Raw genomic sequence first — 16572 nt, 5'->3', positions numbered from 1 at the left:
CTTTCATCTTTTCTCCTGTGTAATGTGGAAGGGTGCTGTCACCGCCCTTGGCATTACTTAGGCTGGGCCTGTTCGCGGGCGACGCAAGGCCGGCGCTGCCTTGGCATACTCGCTGGTGCAGAGAACAGCCAGCGCGTCTTCCTTCAGTCCGAGACCGGAGAAGCTGCGACTGGTTTCACGGATTCCGCACTCGTCGTCTTTCCAAGATGTTCCAACTGAAAAGCCAAAACCGACCCCAGCGCCACCAACGGTACTGGACCCCATACAGGGGGCAGTCGGATACACATTGCCGCTGAAGACCGACGGGACGTTTTTGACGGTGTAGTCACTCTGCTCGATACGGGTCGTGGTCTGCGTCGGGATGGGTGCCGCATTGACCGTCAGCGTGTTGCCGCCGTTGCTCAGGGTGTTGCCGCCCGAACTGGACTTGCTGAACGAACCGGACTTGGCATCACCGCCACCAGCGAAGGCCGCCGCATTGGAGCGGACGTCATTCGAGATGCGGTTGGAGACATCGACATTGGTGAATTGCGCTTGGCCTTGACCTTGCGCCTGACCCTGAATCTGGGCTTGACCTTGGGTCTGGGCTTGAATGCCGCCTCCCGGCGGGTTGCCGATAGTGGTGGCGAAGGCCGACCCCATAATCAGGGATGAAACAGCCACGAGGGCCGAGAGAACAAACACTTTGATGCGCTTCATTTCACTACTCCTTGCAAAGATGACTGTGGCCGACAGTCGGCGGTGTTGCTCATTTCAAGCCACGCCTTGAGCGCGGAGTCGTCGGGTTGGATTAGCTCCCAAGCACAGCACCGCCCGGCCAATCTCTCGGTCGTCAGAATCCGGCCCGCTTATTGAAGCGCAGGCGTCTTCGCTATAGACCCAACGCGTCCCATTGCCATCTTGATAAAAAAATCGCTTCAAGTCTTTCACCTGCCAGTGTTTCCGGTGTCCATTCTCCTGAGCGAAACTCATCAATCAATTCCTGAAACTTCTTTGTGTCATAGTAGCCTTTGCGTTCTGCGTGTAAGAATCACTATCGGCCTGTTGCCAATATTTTTGACCAAGGCTCCACGCTCGGAACAGCGCTTTTGTCGCTTTGTCTTCTAGCGCCTCCCGTAGCATCACATCGCGCTTCTGACAGTCGTTATATTCTTGGCTTGAAATACGATTGCCTTCAAACCGGCGATTGCGCTCAGCGTTAAGCTCTTCCTGTGCTGCGGCGAGTTTGTTTTCCAATTCAAGCACTGCTTCGATAACCCACGGTGCGGCTTCAACTGTTGGCCTGATGCAATCACTTAACTTTCTTTTCGCGTCGCTCATTTCTGCTCCTTTTTCAACTCCAAGGAAAAGTTCCTCCACGCCGGACGTTGATGTTTCTCGTACTCGGCTATCTGCTCATTGGTCATTTCTTCTGGGCAGTATTCCAGCATGAGTTCGTCAATCCTGGCTTGCGCGGCTGACAGTTGCTGGCGCAGGTCACTCAGTGGGTTTGTTTCTATGGCCTCTCCTAGAACGGCATTAACGACAGGCTCTATTTCTATAAAGTCTTTGTCATCAACCTCGCAGTAATCATCAACCCAACTTAATAGTTTTTCAAAACGCTCCTTGGCAACGATTCTTTCTGCGTCGAGGCGAGTCCTCCATCCATTCGAAACTGCTTCGACTTTGCGCGGAAAATCAACCTCTTTAATGTGGTCGAGTTGCTGGCGCAGGGATTCGATTTCTTGTTGCTGTCGTACAACTGGATCCACAACGGCAAAGTTAGTAACTAGGCAGGGTGCACTGTGGGCCTGCATAGCCTCCAACACCGGCGAATCGCGGCAATCCACATTTAGGGCAGTTAGTTACCATTTCGTCAGTCCTTTCTGGGCGTAGAGTGTGATCGAGTATTGAGCCATTCTCCCAACGACCACACCATTCCATACATTCTTTACTGCGTGGGTAATAACGTCAGCATCTGGGCGATTCTCGTGAAGCCCAGCAACAGGCTCCTTCTCGCATAGGGTGTACTCGCCAAGGTCAGCCGTGGCGGCGAGTGCTTCGTCAAGTGAATACTTCCCGTTGCAAAACTCACAACCTTTAAGGCAACCACATGGATTCAAGTGAGCGTCGATTGCATTCCGCAGCAGCACGTTCTGCTTGGTTGCGTCGGAGAGTCGCTGTTCAAGTTTTGAGATATGGTTTGCTGCAATACTCTCGGTAATATTCAGCATCGTGTGATTAGCAGTTGCAAATTGCGCAGACAACTTTGAAGCACCGTGTTCCATAGTCGCACGATTGAGTTCCCGCTTTTTCTTTGATGCGCTAATTTCTCTAGTCCATTGTTGATCGCGTCTAGCACATCCTCTGCGATCTGGTTTGCGCTGACATACATTTCAATCTTGCGACGCTGGCCTGTTGCGTTCTTGCATTTTTCCATCGCAATACGTGCCGCTTTTCGGGCGGTGTTATAGAGTGCTGCATCATTGGCGGCGAGTTGCTGCTTGAGGCAGTCGCGCGCTTCTCCACATTTTGCAAGTCCGTGCAAAAGTCGTGCGGCCTGCTCCTCAAGACGCACAATCTTTGCGTCGCGCTCGGCGAGTTGCTGTTCAAGTCCTGCGATTTTGTCCAGGGCCGTGTCGATAACTGAATATCCGCTGCGCCCACTTTTTACGAGTTCGGCAAATGCTTCTTTTTTATCTATCAAGCTCATGCTGTAATGTCCCGTGCTGGAATCCGTTTTTTTTTCATTTTTATCCCGGTATTGGCGGCGCCGCAGAACCACAATTCGCCGCCGATTGTTAGGGGGTGATCGCCGCGGGTTAGGCACATCGCAAGGGTCTTTTCGAGCGAGGCGATGTAACCGGCCTGCTTTGAAATTTTAGCCTCAAGCCTGGTTTCTTCCGCTTGCTGCCCCGCCTCCGCGCGCTGCGACAATATGCTGTTTGCGAACAGCACGATAGCCATGATTACCGCGCCTTGTAGCACTGGCGAAAGGACGAGGCGAAATCCGGGGAGTGAAAAATACCGGGCGTATGCATTTTGCTTCTCCTTATTTGCCCATGTAGGTTTTTGCGGATTCTCTTTGATACGCAATCAGACGTTCGCGGTTTGCTGCGTAATACTCCTTTGCGTAGGCCGCTTTCGTTTCCGGTCCACGCCTCTGCGGGCGGCGATCTCTCGCGGTTCGCCCGTAGTAGGCTTTCTGGCGTGCGACGATCTTCTCGCGGTTCTCTGCGTAGTAGGCTTTCCTGGCGTTCGGCAATCCTCTCGCGGTTCGCCTCGTAGTAGGCTTTCTGGCTTGCTTTCCTCTCAGTGCTACCCATTTGGTTTCTCCTAGTTGATTTAGTTGGTGCGAAACGAACTTTATCAAACGCTAAACGTATCGTCAACAATTATTTGCAGATTGCTAAATGCTAGTGCGTCGCTATTCAGTGCTTTGTTGTGCTTTTGTAGGTTCGTTCTATAGTGGACAATCGTAAGGTTCCAGGGAACATGCAACCCGCTAACATCGGCGCCGTCCTATGTTACGCCTTTAAGCGGTATGATGTGGTCAACGTGTATAGCATCACCGGATAGTTCGGCGATTTCGCGGGCCAGCTTGTTCCTCTGCGGTTTGGCTAATGTACGCTTTGGAAAGGCGGGATGCACCTTTGAATAGTCTACGTGCGTTGGCATGCGCGTATATCCGCGCCTTGTTCGTTTCACGGTAGGATTTCTTCTGCATGGCTAACTTTTCCTTGTTTGCTTCATTGTAGGATTTCTTCTGCATGGCTAACTTTTCCTTGTTTGCTTCATTGTAGGCTTTCATCCGCATGGCTACCTTTTCCTTGTTAGATTCATAGTAGGCTTTCTTCCGCGCTAATATCTTTTCCCTGTTTGCTTCATAGTAGGCTTTCTTCTGCATGGCTACCTTTTCCTTGGTCGATTCATAGTAGGCTTTCTGGCCTGCGACGATCTGCTCGCGGTTCGCCTCGTAGTAGGCTTTCATCCGCATGGCGACCTTTCCTTGTCTTTCACCACATCAATCCTTTCTATATCTGTTGCTTTCAAACCCCGCTGCAGCAAGCGGTAAGCCCTTGGCCCAGGCGGGGTTATCCGACATGAGCGCGGCAAGGTGCGCGTCGGAATAGCAGGGGAAGGTCGACCGCCTCGGTAATTTGCTCGTCATGTACCGGAATCTTGATTTCATATCCGTAATCGAGGATACGGCGCACCGGGGCTTTTTAGAACGTCGCGGCTTCCGGCTTGCGTCACGTTTTCCGCCAGTTTGCCGGAATACGTCTTGAGCCTGTTCCATTGCCGGCTGAACTGATTGATACCCATGTAACTGAGTTTGCCGTTTTCGTCGTACCGTGGGGATGGGTAGCACAGCTTCCGGCCGGATGGTAGGGTAAGTGTCATCCATGCGCCCAATTTTGTAGCGGAAATCTTGCGGGCATAGAACGTGCGGCCGGGGTGTCAAGCGCCAGGCGGAACGCCTGTTCCAACTCTTTCCAGAAGCCGACTGTTTCGGGATGGGCTTCGCGCCAAAGGCGCTTGAACGAGTCGCAAACCACAGGTTTTCTTCTTCATTCCGTAGTCACGTTTGGTTTTTACTGCCCATTCGTGTGCGCGTTCCGCTTCCCGCCAAATACGTTCGGGGATGTTTCCAGCCGCACCCTCTGCCATTTGATCCAAGTCGATTCCATAGGCAACTGCGAAAGTTACGAACGCACCTACGCCGCCCTCGTAGCCAAGGGCCAACTCCATAACTTTGCCGATTTGCCGGAACGAACCATCCCCGGAAGATTTGTTCTCCATGACGGCCTCTGGCGTGATGCGAAACGCCTTTGAGTAGGCGAGTGCATACAGGTCATAACCCTTGCGCGTCGGTTCACCTTCTTATCCAACTGAGTTCAACAGGATTGCCGGAGAGTACGGCGTCCCTGATCTGATCGCCGGTGTACAGTTGCCGTCAACGCCCATGCAGGTGTCGAAATCGGCAAACGCCTGCAATTTCCATGTCTCGCCCGCGAGCCAGGCCAAAAACCGGCCCTCGATGTTCGACAAGTCAGCGACAACGAGTTTCTTGCCAGGGGTGCTATCAGGCAACCGCGAACGGCTGATGATAGTAGGCGCATAGGATCATCGAATACCAGATCGGCGCAGTCGGCCTTGATCGCCGCAATACCCGCCTCGATGACGCTCTGCTTTAGCGTCGGCCTGGGGAGGTTCTGCAACTGCACTCCGCGGCCGGCATCGCGGCCGGTGCGCATGGCGCCGCAAAACTGGATTGTATTTCTCAATCGGTTGTCCGGGCCGGTAAGTTGCTTGAACTTTTGTACTTGACGGACGTACTGCTTGCCGAAAGGCGATTGTTCAACAGACTTACGACGACCTCCGGCAAGTTGTAGATCGGATGCAAGCAAACGCTCCACATTGGCACCCCGCAAATCTGGTAGCCAAACGTCATACACGTCTGAAAGTAGGCGCAGAAGGGCATCCCGTTGGGTAGTCGCCTCGATCGCGCCTTCCGATAGTTCATTCGCCTCAACAGCAAGCAGGCTCTTTGCGCGTTCGGCGGTAGTAATTGCGCCGTTGACCAGATCAATATCGACCAATACGCCCGATCGGTTTATGTTCTGGTCCATGTGCCACAAGTCCAGTTCGCGGAGGGCGGTTTCGCTTTCTGTTCCGTAGTTCCAGTTGGGCATCAAGCGGCGCACTTCGCGCATGGCCGCAACGTCATTTATCGCATACTCCACGAACCGCGCCCATTCCGCCGGGTGCGTTTCCTGGTCGCACGGCGCAACTTCATGTTCTTTGGCCGCGGTTTGCAGAACAGGTGAACGAGTGCTTTGCCGTCTTTGAGTTTCGCCATGTCATCGGCGACCTTGAAGATTTCGCACAACTTGTCCAGGCCGCCGGGTAGGCTATGTGCCAATGCGTGCGCCATTGTACATTGCCACCTTTCGGCCGGAGTTGGGAAGCCGTTGAAGTGCAGAACCGTCCGGTCGAACGTGGCATTGTGGGCGATCAGCGTAACGCGCTCGTCAAGTAGATTGTCCTCAAGTTCGCTAGGCATACGCGCGCCGGTGGTAGCGTCATAGGCAACTACCGGGCGGTCGCCGCGGGCGTAAGTCCAGATCATTATTTCGGCATCGCGGGCGTAGTTGTCAGTTCCGTTGCGAATGTCCGTTTTGCTGAATGTCTCGGTATCGAGAAAGAACGGGGCACTCATTGCAGAACCGTTGCGTTTGAGTTTTCGCAGCACCGCCAGAACATCAACGATTATTTCTTCTGGCGGGACGCAACATACCTCACTGAATTGGGTAACAATCTCTGCCAGCGACTCAAGGACAAAGACCGAATCGCGGGGGAATTTGATGCCGCCGACAATTTCGCCCTTGGCGCTTTCCTTGAAGTCAACGAAGAAACGATTTGCCATTATCGAAAAGCCTTTCGCAAAAAACTGTTAAACCAACGGCGAATAAAGTAACTACGGGCGATCGAAATAACCGTAAAGACCAGGCCGATGCCGAAAGCGTCACCGACCGTTACCCGATACCCGAAAGCAGGTAGGACGATCAGATTAGCTATCAGGTTGATGCCGAAGCCGATAACCACGTTCACCCAGGCTTCGATAAGGGATTGCATTTTCGACTGCATTACAGTAAATCCTCCACTACCGCCGCGTACACCCGGCTTGTGGCGATGTTGAAATACTCCAATTCGCGCTCAATGCCGATAAAATGAAAGCCGTCCATTACGGCGGCGCGGCCGGTGCTACCGGACCCCATAAACGGGTCAAGAACTACACCCCCAGGCGGTGTTACCAACTTGCACAAATATCGCATGAGGTCGGTTGGCTTGACGGTTGGGTGGTTGTTCCCTTTGGTATCCGTGTTCTCGGTCTTGCGCAACGTATTTCCGTGCTGGAATTGCGGTCCTGGGTTGTTCACCCGCGTGCCGGTCTTTGCTACTCGCCTTGGCACAGTAGAAGAACCGCGCGGCGTTGGGGAAAGCGCCCAAAACATCGGTACACCCATCATGGATAAGATTCGCCGGCCAGCGGCCAGGTGGGATTACCGCCTCGCCTACGCGCTGTTTCCAGCCACCCTCATGTAGCCCAAGGTTTTGCCCGCCTCGATTTTCCGGTAGGCGCTCTGTTACGCGGTGGTTACTCTCAAAAGCCGCGGCGTCGGCGTCATCGGTAAGGGGTACGCGGGATGCGTCTATGTTCAGCCCGCCGGTGCCGTGTGCAAGTACGTTTGCCGCAATGGTCTTTTCTGAAATAGGTTTGCGCGCGACGGTGATTGGCTCAAGGGCGGGTTTAAGCGCGGTATCTCAACCTTGCCATTGCTTTGCGGCGTCTGTTGCGGGGGTGGTTTCAACCACTGTCGCGCCAAACCCTTTTCCATTCTCAACCTGGCACAAGGTTTTATTCGCAGTTCCTTTGCGTACACCAACCACTTCACGCTCGGCGCCGGCCGCCTTGTCTATTGCCTTGCTCACATCCATAGACTTCGGGAATCCCGACCCGAGTACCCAGGCGATCAAATCCCGAATCTCGAAACCAGCGTCCTCGATGTTGACGGCCATTCGGTGTTGCGTTCGCGTGCCGGCGAATGAAAGCAAGTGGCCGCCTGGTTTGAGTACGCGCAGGCACTCTTTCCATATTTCGACACCGGGGATAGCGTAATCCCAATGCTTGTTCATAAACGCCAGGCCGTAAGGCGGATCGGTAACGATCGCGTCAACTGAATTGCTCGGTTGTTCGATCAGTAGCTTTAGGCAATCACCATGTAGTAGCTTAACGGACATTACAAACCATGCCTTTCAGCCTTTGTTTCGCGGAACTCAAACAGGCCGCCGTGGACCGGGTGCAGGATTGCGAACAGGCGCGCAAGGTACGGCGACCTGTTGTTGTTCAGCTTCCAGCCTTGTGGTACCGACTCGGCAATCGCGTAGTGGTGCCGGAGGACATGCAAGATGGTCCTGGCTGAGTAGTGCTTGAATCCGCGGGCTATTACATGGTCCGCTTCCGAGACAAAAGCCTCCCAAACGTGAAAGTTGTCGGATAGCCAATCGCTGAACTCAAGCGGGAAAACCCCAAGGTTCGCGTATGCCGTATCTACGACTTCACTACGACTAAAACTGGCAATGTGTTTCATGTCACTTCTCCTTTTGTGGTTTTTTAGACGCCGGTAGGTGTTCCCGCACCCCGTCAACTCCTTTCTTAAAAAGGTTTGTCGGAACCGGCGTCTAAAAAACCGCCTCAAGCGAGGCGGGGAGGGGGTTTTTCAACAGGCGACGGGGGAGGCTTTCAGCATTCCAGTGGCAATTCCAGTGGCATTCCCCATTCGTACGCCGGCGTGGCGACCAGGAACTGCCCCATTTCTTGCCGGTGCTCCCATCCCCTTGCGATACCTTGCCGGCGTAGCGACTCAGCCGACGAACTGCCCCGGCGGCCCGCGAGAGGATTTCTTGCCGGAGTGCTGCCCAAGTCCCTTGCCGCGGGAGCGATACCCTTGCGCCGCGTTGAGTGCTTGAATGTACTCAGCCGAACCGGAGAGCGCCGCGGCGAGGGCCGCCATGGGCGCACGCGAACGGTAGAAAGGTGAGGATTTCATGGTGGCGCCCCTTTAGAACAGATCGTTGTCAGACGTGCTTGAAGCCGCACCGCCGCCGGTGTCGCCCAGGTCGTCAAACCGTCGGGGATGCCACGCCACCGCCACCAAACGATTCGCCGTCAGAGTGGAACTGGACACCCTTGAGGGAAGCGTGCACGCCCTTTTTCTTCATATCGGACATGCCGTAGATTTCGATTGACGCATTGACGTAACAACCGGAATAGGGCTTACCATCGGCCTCGGTAAGCGGGGTCTTGTCCTTGTCAAGAATCGTCGGGCGCGTGGCGTTCTTTGCGGAGAAGTAAAGTTTGCCCTCATACCCGACATAAACCTCGCCGGAACTGGAAAGGCGCGCATCACCGTTGCGGAGGCACTTCTTTGAGGGCTCAAGGGCGTGAAGCATTTCCCTGCCCTTGCCCTTCCAGGTTTCGTTCGCAACCTCGATCATTGCGGCCGCGGCCGTAATCGGCGTGCGGACCTTCTTACCGTCGACCGATGTGACTTTGTGAACCTTTGTTGTTTCTTCCAGAATGAAGTCGGCGCCGAACTTTTTTGGTTTGCCCTTCTTCCATTGCTTCGGCATTGAACAGTTGGTGGGCAAACGAGAGGCGGGCGCCTTCGATAAAGAGTTTCATTTCGTGTTTCCTTTTCTGTAAAGTTGCGGGCGATTTTCTACCCGCGGTTTGGTGATTGCTAAAGTTACGGACGTGCTACAACAGATCGTTAGCGGATTCGCCGACCACTTCAAAATCGTCGGCGGGCTTTACGTTAATCGCCTGGCGCATATCTTCCAGGGCAACAACGGTCGGCGTACCATCGGCGCGAGTGATTCGGGCGGCCAGTTTCTTCCACTTGCGCGGATTGGCTTCGGCGATCAGCTTTTCGGCCCGCGTCGGGGAAACGAGATTGAAGGTGTACATTTGGTCTCGCTTGATTCGCATCGCCTTCATTTCTTCTTCAACCTCTGCGGGGTTATCCCACGCGCGATTCCCGGCACGGCCCTCTACGACTTTCAACCCTTCGGCCTCGCCGATTTCGCCAGCAAGTGCACCGGCAATGGTCTTTTGAGAAACAGCTTTCGACCACTTTTCGATCAAGGGAAGAAGCAGGAACAGCTTGGCAAGCCGCGCTTTGTCCTCCGGGTAGTGCGTTTCGGCGGTGTCCGGTGTGGAATCGAAGTCCATGCCGACCGCTTCCGCAACGACCTTTTCCAGCTTCGGACATTCGGCCTTCGCACGGCAATAGACGCATTGCTTTTCACCGGGGGTAAGGTATTCCGAAATAGTGTCAATCGGCTTCCCGATAAGGCCAAGTGCTTCAAGACCGGCCGCGAGGCACCGGGTTTGTGCGGCCTCAACCGCGGCATCGTTCTTGAAATCCCATTCGGACGGTGCGTTTCGGACGTTCGGCTGACTGATTACCAGGCGAATTGTGTTGATTGTTTGCATGGTATCCCCTAGAAAAGATCGGCGGCCGTGTTGTCGATGTGGATAGCACCGACCAACTTGCCCTCGTTGTACGCTTTCAATGCCGCCAGCGCATAGATAATCAGTTGGTGATTTCCAAACGCTTCGACATTGTTGCGGCCTGTCTTGAGGTCGATCACGATCAACTCGCCGTGGCGTACAACAATCGCGTCGGCGGTCCCGATTGCATCCGGCTCCCCGGTGATGCTGGAAATATCGAGTCCCTGTTCAATGAACAATTCGCCGGTATCACCAACATGACCCCAAACCGTGTCGAGATAAACCTGCACCGTGCGGGCGTGTTCCTCGTCGAAGGTAAAGTCGATACCGTCCACCTTTTCCTGGTAGCCGATGTACGACTCCGCAGCGCGTTTGTTCTCAAGGCACAGGGCCGCTACGTGATGTTGGAACGTACCCTCCGACGCCGCCATGCCGGCCTGGTCCTTGTTGCCAGCCAGCTTCTCCATTGCGATACTGCCTACGCACGTCATCCATTTGTAGGCGGATGACGGAGAGCAGATAGCGTGCTTGCTAGGTTGCGGGGCGGTCATGTCAGGCAACCATGCGGCTGAGTTCAACGTCGAAAGCTGCCAGGCGTTCGGGGGCGATTTCACTTGCGCGGGCCGCACCGTAGGATTTCAGGAGCGCGACCACGGCATCACGCCCAGCCTTGGCGACCGCAGCGGTCAGAATCGGCGCACGCTGTTCCGCCGTCATCGGCTCTTTTTTAGCCGGGGAGGGGGATTGCTCGCCGGAGGTCGATGCCTTCACTTCCGGCGCAGCGACTTGTTCCGCAGTAGTGGGGGTATCGGCAGGTTCCGTAGCAGCAGTTTGCGCGGGGGCTTCTTTCGACTTTCCCAAAGCCACCTTCTCGGCCTTCGGACTACCGGCGGATTTCAACGCGGCGACCAGTTGAAGAACAGCGGCGGTGTTTTCTTGCAAAGCGAGTTCAAGGCTCATTTGGTTTCTCCATGTTGTAACAGTTGTTAAAAATATGCAGCAAGCGAACTTTAGCAAGTGCTTTCCAAAATTGCAAACTATTTTTAGCAAAGTATAAAGATTCTGACGAAGAAAAACGCCGATAACCCTTGTGCTGTGGGCCTTTCGGCGTTGGAAAAATTTACGTTGCCAGCCTGACAAGGCGTTCGATAATGGCCTTTAGCGTGTCGCCAATGGGGTGATTCGACTCATAGGCTATGGTCGCAATGTCCATCGCCTTTGCGGATGACAGCGGCCGGCTGTTTTCCGTACTGGCGGCCAGGGTAGTAGTTAAGCAGAAGGACAACCGATCGGAATCAAGCAGGGTTGCTTTGCGCAGGTCTACCGGCGGGTCTTTTTGGTCTAGCTTATGCGGTGCTTCGTGCGCAACTGCGTTTCCGTAGGAATCCCGTTGAACATCGAACCAACCTACCGGGAGGGATAATTTTTGATCGTACTCCCTGGCGGCTTTCTCGCCAAGTAAACGGGTTGCGTTCGCGCCGGTTATTTGCGAAAGCGTACTTGCGTTCGTGTGCCCTAACTGCTTCGACACGGAGGTAGCGCCGCCGTTGTCCCTCAGATACGCCCGCAGGTTGTCTCTGCGTATATCGTAGACCGCCTTCAAATGTTTCGTCGCGTTCATGGTACTTCTCCTTTGGCTTTGAGCCTAGCTTTTTTTTTCAGCACTAATTTGATACTGAGTTATCGTTATATCAGTTGATTTAGTGTTTAGCAAGTGTTAAATTTGGCAAATTGCAATGTGGCATAAGGCTACCCAATGAACCAATTAAGAGTATTTCTGAACGCTGCGACGAGCGAGGAAAAGGCAATGCTTGCGGAGTTGTCAGGGTACGACGCTCGGCACGCTTCACCAAGTTGCCGGAGGGTATCGCAAGAACGGCGAGGCGGTTGTCCGCGCTGGCCTGGCAATGCGTATCGAGGCCGCAGTTGCGGTTTTGCGCAAGGCGAATCGCTCGTTGCCTGAGTTGTTCCGCACCGACCTCTCACCGGAATGCCGGGAGTGTGATTTTGCCAAACGCTGTCTCGGAAACAAGACCGCGGGGGGTGATTTTGCGGTGATTGCGGATTGACCATGAATTTAACCGGGAGGGGAGTTTTTCGACCGGGGGTGCAAATTTTCGACGGAGCGTTTCTCGTTGACGGATCGCAATATGCCCAAAGTAATAGCCGATTGCAATACTAAAAACGCGCAAGTAGCTTGTTGCCCAAGATATTTAGCATTTGTTTTTGATTTTAGCCAACGAAACCGCCAAGTAGCTGACGAAAGGGTAAACTGAAATGTCCGATAGCGCATTGAAACATTGGTGGGCGGGTAACAGTACCTTGCCTTTTTCCGAAGCCGCGGAGGTATGGAATGCCGCAAAGCGACATACTGATATGGAGGCCGCCGAAAAGGACGCTACGATTGCGGGGCTACAACGGACAATCGCAGAATTGAATGAAAATCTTCATCGCGTAAGTCACAAGTTGGCATAGATTGTTGCCAAAACGGACGCCGGCCATACGGAAATGCGCGACTCATACCTCCTTTGCAACGTGAAGGCCGGCGAACAGTGCACGCGCAATGTAGAGGTTTGCCACAACCTATCCAGGACGATCGAAGCCCTGCGGGCCTCGTCTTGCGCCCTTGCCGAAGGGCAAGTGCCAAAGGAGTAATCCACCAAAGCGGGGAATACCCGCCCGGGTAATGGGTTGCGGCTCGCGTGCTGCTACCCAATCGGCCGCCAGGTAGATGCGGCTAGGGGTTAGCCAAAAGCAGTCTCAACAGGTCTTAGCCTGGTCGGGGCGGGCCGCCGACCCGCTGAGTGTCCGACTGCCAGAAGCAAAATTGCTGACAAAATTCAAGATGGAAGCACTTTTTCCAAAAACGGATTGCGATTTGCGGGCCACTTTTTACCTGGATTTTCGATGGTCGATCGGCCAAAAAACGGTTTCCGACCAGGTTCGGCCATGTCGCTAGCATTTTCTAACCTGGCGCCGTTAGGTTGAAAGCCAATAAAAACAAAGGTTTAGCCTCGTTTTCCTGGCGCCGGACCTGCCATGCGTTCAACCTGTCAGCCTGGCGCCGGACCTGCCATGCGTTCAACCTGTCAGCCTGGCGCCGGACCTGCCATGCGTTCAACCTGTCAGCTTGGCGCCGGACCTGTAATGCGTTCAACCTGTCAGCCTGGCGCCGGACCTGCCAATGCGTTCAACCTGTCAGCCTGGCGCCGGACCTGCCATGCGTTCAACCTGTCAGCCTGGCGCCGGACCTGCCATGCGTTCAACCTGTCAGCCTGGCGCCGGACCTGCCATGCGTTCAACCTGTCAGCCTGGCGCCGGACCTGCCATGCGTTCAACCTGTCAGCCTGGCGCCGGACCTGCCATGCGTTCAACCTGTCAGCCTGGCGCCGGACCTGCCATGCGTTCAACCTGTCAGCCTGGCGCCGGACCTGCCATGCGTTCAACCTGTCAGCCTGGCGCCGGACCTGCCATGCGTTCAACCTGTCAGCCTGGCGCCGGACCTGCCATGCGTTCAACCTGTCAGCCTGGCGCCGGACCTGCCATGCGTTCAACCTGTCAGCCTGGCGCCGGACCTGCCATGCGTTCAACCTGTCAGCTTGGCGCCGGAGCTGGAATGCGTTCAACCTATCAGCCTGGCGCCGGACCTGCCATGCGTTCCACCGGCTGGCGCCTGCGTTCAACCTGTCAGCCTGGCGCCGGACCTGCCATGCGTTCAACCTGTCAGCCTGGCGCCGGACCTGCCATGCGTTCAACCTGTCAGCCTGGCGCCGGACCTGTAATGCGTTCAACCTGTCAGCCTGGCGCCGGACCTGCCATGCGTTCAACCTGCAGCACATGCTCAAACAAGCGGCCGCCGGCGTATAGATGGATAAACCGCCGCGGATAACCTGGCGTTTTTTGGGCGTTTTTACTTGTTCGCAAAGTCTGTAAACGCCCACGTCTACAGGCGTTCCCAACTATTTTTTGCAATGTGCTAAAAAATTGTTGACACTGCGTAAATTAGACGTATAATCTGTATTCATGGGCAGAAGCAAAAACGCCCGAAACCGCGCCGGCACAAGAAAAACGGCGTTTTTTAGGTAGAAGCATTTAGCAAATGCTAAAAATTTTGGAGAATTACACCATGTCCGTTTACGAAACTTCAACGCCGGCCGCTTTTTACGCAATCCGCGCGGCCGCTATGGTTAACACGGCCGGCCGCTATGCCGCGAGTCAATACGCCAAAAAACACGGCGTGTCTGCACTTTACCGCCTGGCGCGCCAATTGGCGGCCGTTTCCAAGTAACTGAAAGAGGAAAGCAAAAATGAATAATCACATTTTCGAGACCGGCGCAAAAACCGCGGCCGCTAATGACTTGGTTTTGACGGTACTCAATTCCGCGGAAACTAACACGGATCGTCTACATTGCGGTTTCGCCATGTTGCAAGGCACAAACCATTACACAACGTTCAAAGAATTGACGAAAGCGGCCGCAGCAAAAAACCGTAAGGAATTTGGGTCGAAATATCCGGCCGCTAGTATTTCGGACGCGGCCGCAATTATCCAAAAACGGACAATAGCGGATTGCCTTGAATTGATCGTTGACGACTACGATAAAACTAAAAATATCGAAATTACCGGCCGCAAATGGTTTGACAAGGTAAACGGTAATACTTATTTCTCATGCTGGATCTCAATTCCCACGAAAAACGGCGGATATAAGCATATAACTATTCCGTATCAATACGGATATGGCGATCAATGGAAACATGAGGCAATTTCAGTATTGCGCAAAATCGGCATTCTGCCAGATTATAAAAACGGGATTTATAGTGATTTGAACGTAAATTTTAATTTTGACAGATACATGCGCAAGAATCAAATGTTTACCGGCGTTTATATTTAGGGGATTGATACCGTGAAAACGAAAAATATTTATTTTGTCAAAGTAACAGACACATTCAGCGGAGAGGCAAATTATTCATGGGTAAACCGCTATATTATCCATGCCAATAGTGAACGCGGCGCAATTTGTAAACTTGCGCGGCATGACGGCGCCGGATGGAAAAAAGAATATGAAGCGGGCGATTTTTCACGCTATAACCTGTCAGGCGCTTGTGTTTGCTGTTTCGTTGAATGGATTGATGATGTGCGCGCCGAAGAAATGCGCGGGCACTATTCCCGCATTATGGAGATTAAATAAAATGCGCACAATTGAAAAAACGGTCTACCAATTCTCTGAATTATCAGACGATGCAAAGAAAAACGCGCGCGAATGGTACCGCGGATGTTTAGACGAAACCGATTATTCTTACGTTATAGACGACGCGGTAAACATGGCGTCAATAATCGGTATTACAGTTGACGCGCGCGCCTGGCGAAATTCAAACGGATTTACAGGAAAAACGCCAAAAATCTATTTTTCCGGGTTTTCTTCACAAGGCGACGGCGCAAGTTTTGAAGGCGACTACAGATATAAAAAGGGTGCCGCGGCCGCTGTTGCGTATGAAAGCGGAAATGACGCCACACTAATAAACATCGCCAAACGCTTGCAAGAAATTCAACGCCGTAATTTCTACGGATTGCGCGCGAACATTTCAACGTCCGGCCGTTATTACCACAAATACACAATGCGCGCGGATGTTTTCGACCGTTTCGGAGAAAGAGTCAAGGATGATATTTCCGAAGAAATATTAGACGAAATGCGCGAATTTGCACGCTGGATATATAAACGCCTTGAACAAGAATATGAATATATAAATTCAGACGAAACAATAGAAGAAAGCATTTTATCTAATGAATATGAATTTTTTGAGAATGGAGAAATAGCATGTTAAAAAATATTGATACCCTAAACGCCGTTTACCGCGGATATATGAGCGCCGTGGAGTTTACGGAATTGGGCGAAAGCGATCAACCTTCTACGGATTGCCAATTCAGCGACAAAGCGGAATTTGACGCAATGTCAACATGCGCGGATTTCCTCAGTTATTGCGCGGCCGCTGGTTTGCTTACGGAATTGGAAAACGAATTGAGCGAACAAAATCGCGCGTTTTCCTGGGATAGTTTCGGAATAGATTTTTGGTTTTCCCGAAACGGACACGGCGCCGGATTTTTCGACCGTGGGTTAAATTCAATAGGCGACAAGTTACAGAATGCCGCCTGGACGTTTGGCACATCGGACGTTTACGAAAACGATAATAATCAAATTGATTTTTGCTAATTGAGGAAAACAAAATGCTAAATATTACAGAAAATAAATCACTGTCAGAAATTGCGCAATACTCGCCAGAAAAATTGACGCGCGACAATATCGCGGACCTTCTAGCAGAATTGGACGCCTGGCGCGCAATGGCGGCCGCTGTTGACGGATATGCCGAAACGCCAGAAGAAATAGCGGAATACATTGCAGGATTAGAAGAAACCGCCGGCGGATGTAACAACGCGGATCATATCGAATTTCCCGATTTGAAAGAATATTTTGAGGATACCGTTAACGCTATGTGCGAGATTAGCGGCGCATGGCCGT

Annotated in this window: 23 protein-coding genes and 2 pseudogenes; 7 read left to right on the top strand and 18 right to left on the bottom strand. The window is 53.1% G+C overall.

Features of this window, described 5'->3' with window-relative positions; genetic code table 11:
- Window positions 1-57: 57 nt before the first annotated feature.
- From IPG22_07475 to IPG22_07390, 18 genes and pseudogenes are all read right to left on the bottom strand, one after another.
- A complete protein-coding gene (locus IPG22_07475; protein ID MBK6588117.1) occupies window positions 58-699 on the bottom strand; it encodes a hypothetical protein in 642 nt (213 codons plus the stop codon).
- Window positions 700-975: 276 nt separating this feature from the next.
- Window positions 976-1320, bottom strand: a complete 345-nt coding sequence (locus IPG22_07470; GenBank protein ID MBK6588116.1) for a hypothetical protein — start codon at window positions 1318-1320, stop codon at window positions 976-978.
- On the bottom strand, window positions 1317-1751 hold the full coding sequence (locus IPG22_07465; GenBank protein ID MBK6588115.1) for a hypothetical protein: 435 nt from the start codon (window positions 1749-1751) through the stop codon (window positions 1317-1319). Before IPG22_07465 ends, IPG22_07470 begins: the two co-directional genes overlap by 4 nt.
- A gap of 93 nt (window positions 1752-1844) precedes the next feature.
- The gene (locus tag IPG22_07460) at window positions 1845-2213 is read right to left on the bottom strand and encodes a hypothetical protein (protein MBK6588114.1); all 369 of its coding nucleotides are present in this window, start codon (window positions 2211-2213) and stop codon (window positions 1845-1847) included.
- Window positions 2207-2692, bottom strand: a complete 486-nt coding sequence (locus IPG22_07455) for a hypothetical protein (GenBank protein ID MBK6588113.1) — start codon at window positions 2690-2692, stop codon at window positions 2207-2209. Before IPG22_07455 ends, IPG22_07460 begins: the two co-directional genes overlap by 7 nt.
- Window positions 2689-3075 carry a hypothetical protein gene (locus IPG22_07450; GenBank protein MBK6588112.1) on the bottom strand — a complete coding sequence of 129 codons (387 nt, stop codon included), beginning with the start codon at window positions 3073-3075 and terminating at the stop codon, window positions 2689-2691. Before IPG22_07450 ends, IPG22_07455 begins: the two co-directional genes overlap by 4 nt.
- Window positions 3032-3244: a hypothetical protein gene (locus tag IPG22_07445; GenBank protein ID MBK6588111.1), complete on the bottom strand. Its 213-nt coding sequence runs from the start codon at window positions 3242-3244 to the stop codon at window positions 3032-3034. Before IPG22_07445 ends, IPG22_07450 begins: the two co-directional genes overlap by 44 nt.
- A 303-nt stretch (window positions 3245-3547) precedes the next feature.
- Window positions 3548-3970 (bottom strand): hypothetical protein, encoded by a 423-nt coding sequence (locus tag IPG22_07440; GenBank protein MBK6588110.1) that lies wholly within the window; start codon window positions 3968-3970, stop codon window positions 3548-3550.
- A gap of 33 nt (window positions 3971-4003) precedes the next feature.
- Window positions 4004-6202 (bottom strand): annotated as a pseudogene (locus IPG22_07435) (DNA polymerase I).
- Between the two features lie 206 nt (window positions 6203-6408).
- Window positions 6409-6630 (bottom strand): hypothetical protein, encoded by a 222-nt coding sequence (locus tag IPG22_07430; GenBank protein MBK6588109.1) that lies wholly within the window; start codon window positions 6628-6630, stop codon window positions 6409-6411.
- Window positions 6630-7278 (bottom strand): annotated as a pseudogene (locus tag IPG22_07425) (site-specific DNA-methyltransferase). Before IPG22_07425 ends, IPG22_07430 begins: the two are co-directional and overlap by 1 nt.
- Window positions 7279-7308: 30 nt before the next feature.
- Entirely contained in the window at window positions 7309-7785 is a 477-nt protein-coding gene (locus IPG22_07420; protein ID MBK6588108.1) for a site-specific DNA-methyltransferase, read from the bottom strand.
- Window positions 7785-8135 carry a hypothetical protein gene (locus IPG22_07415; GenBank protein MBK6588107.1) on the bottom strand — a complete coding sequence of 117 codons (351 nt, stop codon included), beginning with the start codon at window positions 8133-8135 and terminating at the stop codon, window positions 7785-7787. The genes IPG22_07420 and IPG22_07415 overlap by 1 nt, the downstream gene beginning before the upstream one ends.
- A 532-nt stretch (window positions 8136-8667) precedes the next feature.
- Window positions 8668-9177, bottom strand: a complete 510-nt coding sequence (locus IPG22_07410; protein ID MBK6588106.1) for a DUF2815 family protein — start codon at window positions 9175-9177, stop codon at window positions 8668-8670.
- 127 nt (window positions 9178-9304) lie between these two features.
- Window positions 9305-10042, bottom strand: coding sequence for a DUF2800 domain-containing protein (locus IPG22_07405; GenBank protein ID MBK6588105.1), 738 nt, complete (start codon window positions 10040-10042; stop codon window positions 9305-9307).
- Between the two features lie 8 nt (window positions 10043-10050).
- Window positions 10051-10638 (bottom strand): DUF2800 domain-containing protein, encoded by a 588-nt coding sequence (locus tag IPG22_07400; GenBank protein MBK6588104.1) that lies wholly within the window; start codon window positions 10636-10638, stop codon window positions 10051-10053.
- A complete protein-coding gene (locus IPG22_07395) occupies window positions 10613-11020 on the bottom strand; it encodes a hypothetical protein (GenBank protein ID MBK6588103.1) in 408 nt (135 codons plus the stop codon). Before IPG22_07395 ends, IPG22_07400 begins: the two co-directional genes overlap by 26 nt.
- A 160-nt stretch (window positions 11021-11180) precedes the next feature.
- A complete protein-coding gene (locus IPG22_07390) occupies window positions 11181-11681 on the bottom strand; it encodes a hypothetical protein (protein ID MBK6588102.1) in 501 nt (166 codons plus the stop codon).
- A 190-nt stretch (window positions 11682-11871) separates the two neighbouring features.
- Here IPG22_07390 and IPG22_07385 point away from each other — a divergent pair, with 190 nt between their 5' ends.
- The 7 genes from IPG22_07385 to IPG22_07355 all read left to right on the top strand — a co-directional run.
- Window positions 11872-12129 (top strand): hypothetical protein, encoded by a 258-nt coding sequence (locus tag IPG22_07385; protein ID MBK6588101.1) that lies wholly within the window; start codon window positions 11872-11874, stop codon window positions 12127-12129.
- 1078 nt (window positions 12130-13207) lie between these two features.
- Window positions 13208-13927, top strand: a complete 720-nt coding sequence (locus IPG22_07380) for a hypothetical protein (protein MBK6588100.1) — start codon at window positions 13208-13210, stop codon at window positions 13925-13927.
- A 259-nt stretch (window positions 13928-14186) separates the two neighbouring features.
- Complete coding sequence (locus IPG22_07375) at window positions 14187-14348, top strand: hypothetical protein (protein ID MBK6588099.1); 162 nt, start codon at window positions 14187-14189, stop codon at window positions 14346-14348.
- Window positions 14349-14367: 19 nt separating this feature from the next.
- The gene (locus tag IPG22_07370; protein ID MBK6588098.1) at window positions 14368-14949 is read left to right on the top strand and encodes a hypothetical protein; all 582 of its coding nucleotides are present in this window, start codon (window positions 14368-14370) and stop codon (window positions 14947-14949) included.
- A 12-nt stretch (window positions 14950-14961) separates the two neighbouring features.
- The gene (locus IPG22_07365; protein MBK6588097.1) at window positions 14962-15246 is read left to right on the top strand and encodes a hypothetical protein; all 285 of its coding nucleotides are present in this window, start codon (window positions 14962-14964) and stop codon (window positions 15244-15246) included.
- Window position 15247: 1 nt separating this feature from the next.
- A complete protein-coding gene (locus IPG22_07360; GenBank protein MBK6588096.1) occupies window positions 15248-15880 on the top strand; it encodes an antitoxin of toxin-antitoxin stability system in 633 nt (210 codons plus the stop codon).
- A 400-nt stretch (window positions 15881-16280) separates the two neighbouring features.
- A partial coding sequence (locus IPG22_07355; GenBank protein MBK6588095.1) for a hypothetical protein occupies window positions 16281-16572 on the top strand: 292 nt, incomplete at its 3' end.

The organism is Acidobacteriota bacterium (assembly GCA_016703965.1).
In the GTDB taxonomy this organism is placed as follows: domain Bacteria; phylum Acidobacteriota; class Blastocatellia; order Pyrinomonadales; family Pyrinomonadaceae; genus OLB17.
The sequence above is the reverse complement of the archived record's forward strand: the minus strand, read 5'-3'. Positions and strand labels throughout refer to the sequence as shown.

What these genes read in the sequence shown, in the direction of transcription:
- IPG22_07420 (MBK6588108.1), bottom strand. Translation starts at nt 7,785, where the DNA reads ATGTCCGTTAAGCTACTACATGGTGATTGCCTAAAGCTACTGATCGAA.
- IPG22_07390 (MBK6588102.1), bottom strand. Translation starts at nt 11,681, where the DNA reads ATGAACGCGACGAAACATTTGAAGGCGGTCTACGATATACGCAGAGAC.
- IPG22_07380 (MBK6588100.1), top strand. Translation starts at nt 13,208, where the DNA reads ATGCGTTCAACCTGTCAGCCTGGCGCCGGACCTGCCAATGCGTTCAAC.
- IPG22_07395 (MBK6588103.1), bottom strand. Translation starts at nt 11,020, where the DNA reads ATGAGCCTTGAACTCGCTTTGCAAGAAAACACCGCCGCTGTTCTTCAA.
- IPG22_07430 (MBK6588109.1), bottom strand. Translation starts at nt 6,630, where the DNA reads ATGCAGTCGAAAATGCAATCCCTTATCGAAGCCTGGGTGAACGTGGTT.
- IPG22_07370 (MBK6588098.1), top strand. Translation starts at nt 14,368, where the DNA reads ATGAATAATCACATTTTCGAGACCGGCGCAAAAACCGCGGCCGCTAAT.
- IPG22_07375 (MBK6588099.1), top strand. Translation starts at nt 14,187, where the DNA reads ATGTCCGTTTACGAAACTTCAACGCCGGCCGCTTTTTACGCAATCCGC.
- IPG22_07405 (MBK6588105.1), bottom strand. Translation starts at nt 10,042, where the DNA reads ATGCAAACAATCAACACAATTCGCCTGGTAATCAGTCAGCCGAACGTC.
- IPG22_07360 (MBK6588096.1), top strand. Translation starts at nt 15,248, where the DNA reads ATGCGCACAATTGAAAAAACGGTCTACCAATTCTCTGAATTATCAGAC.
- IPG22_07455 (MBK6588113.1), bottom strand. Translation starts at nt 2,692, where the DNA reads ATGAGCTTGATAGATAAAAAAGAAGCATTTGCCGAACTCGTAAAAAGT.
- IPG22_07470 (MBK6588116.1), bottom strand. Translation starts at nt 1,320, where the DNA reads ATGAGCGACGCGAAAAGAAAGTTAAGTGATTGCATCAGGCCAACAGTT.
- IPG22_07460 (MBK6588114.1), bottom strand. Translation starts at nt 2,213, where the DNA reads ATGCTGAATATTACCGAGAGTATTGCAGCAAACCATATCTCAAAACTT.
- IPG22_07415 (MBK6588107.1), bottom strand. Translation starts at nt 8,135, where the DNA reads ATGAAACACATTGCCAGTTTTAGTCGTAGTGAAGTCGTAGATACGGCA.
- IPG22_07410 (MBK6588106.1), bottom strand. Translation starts at nt 9,177, where the DNA reads ATGCCGAAGCAATGGAAGAAGGGCAAACCAAAAAAGTTCGGCGCCGAC.
- IPG22_07475 (MBK6588117.1), bottom strand. Translation starts at nt 699, where the DNA reads ATGAAGCGCATCAAAGTGTTTGTTCTCTCGGCCCTCGTGGCTGTTTCA.
- IPG22_07440 (MBK6588110.1), bottom strand. Translation starts at nt 3,970, where the DNA reads ATGAAAGCCTACTACGAGGCGAACCGCGAGCAGATCGTCGCAGGCCAG.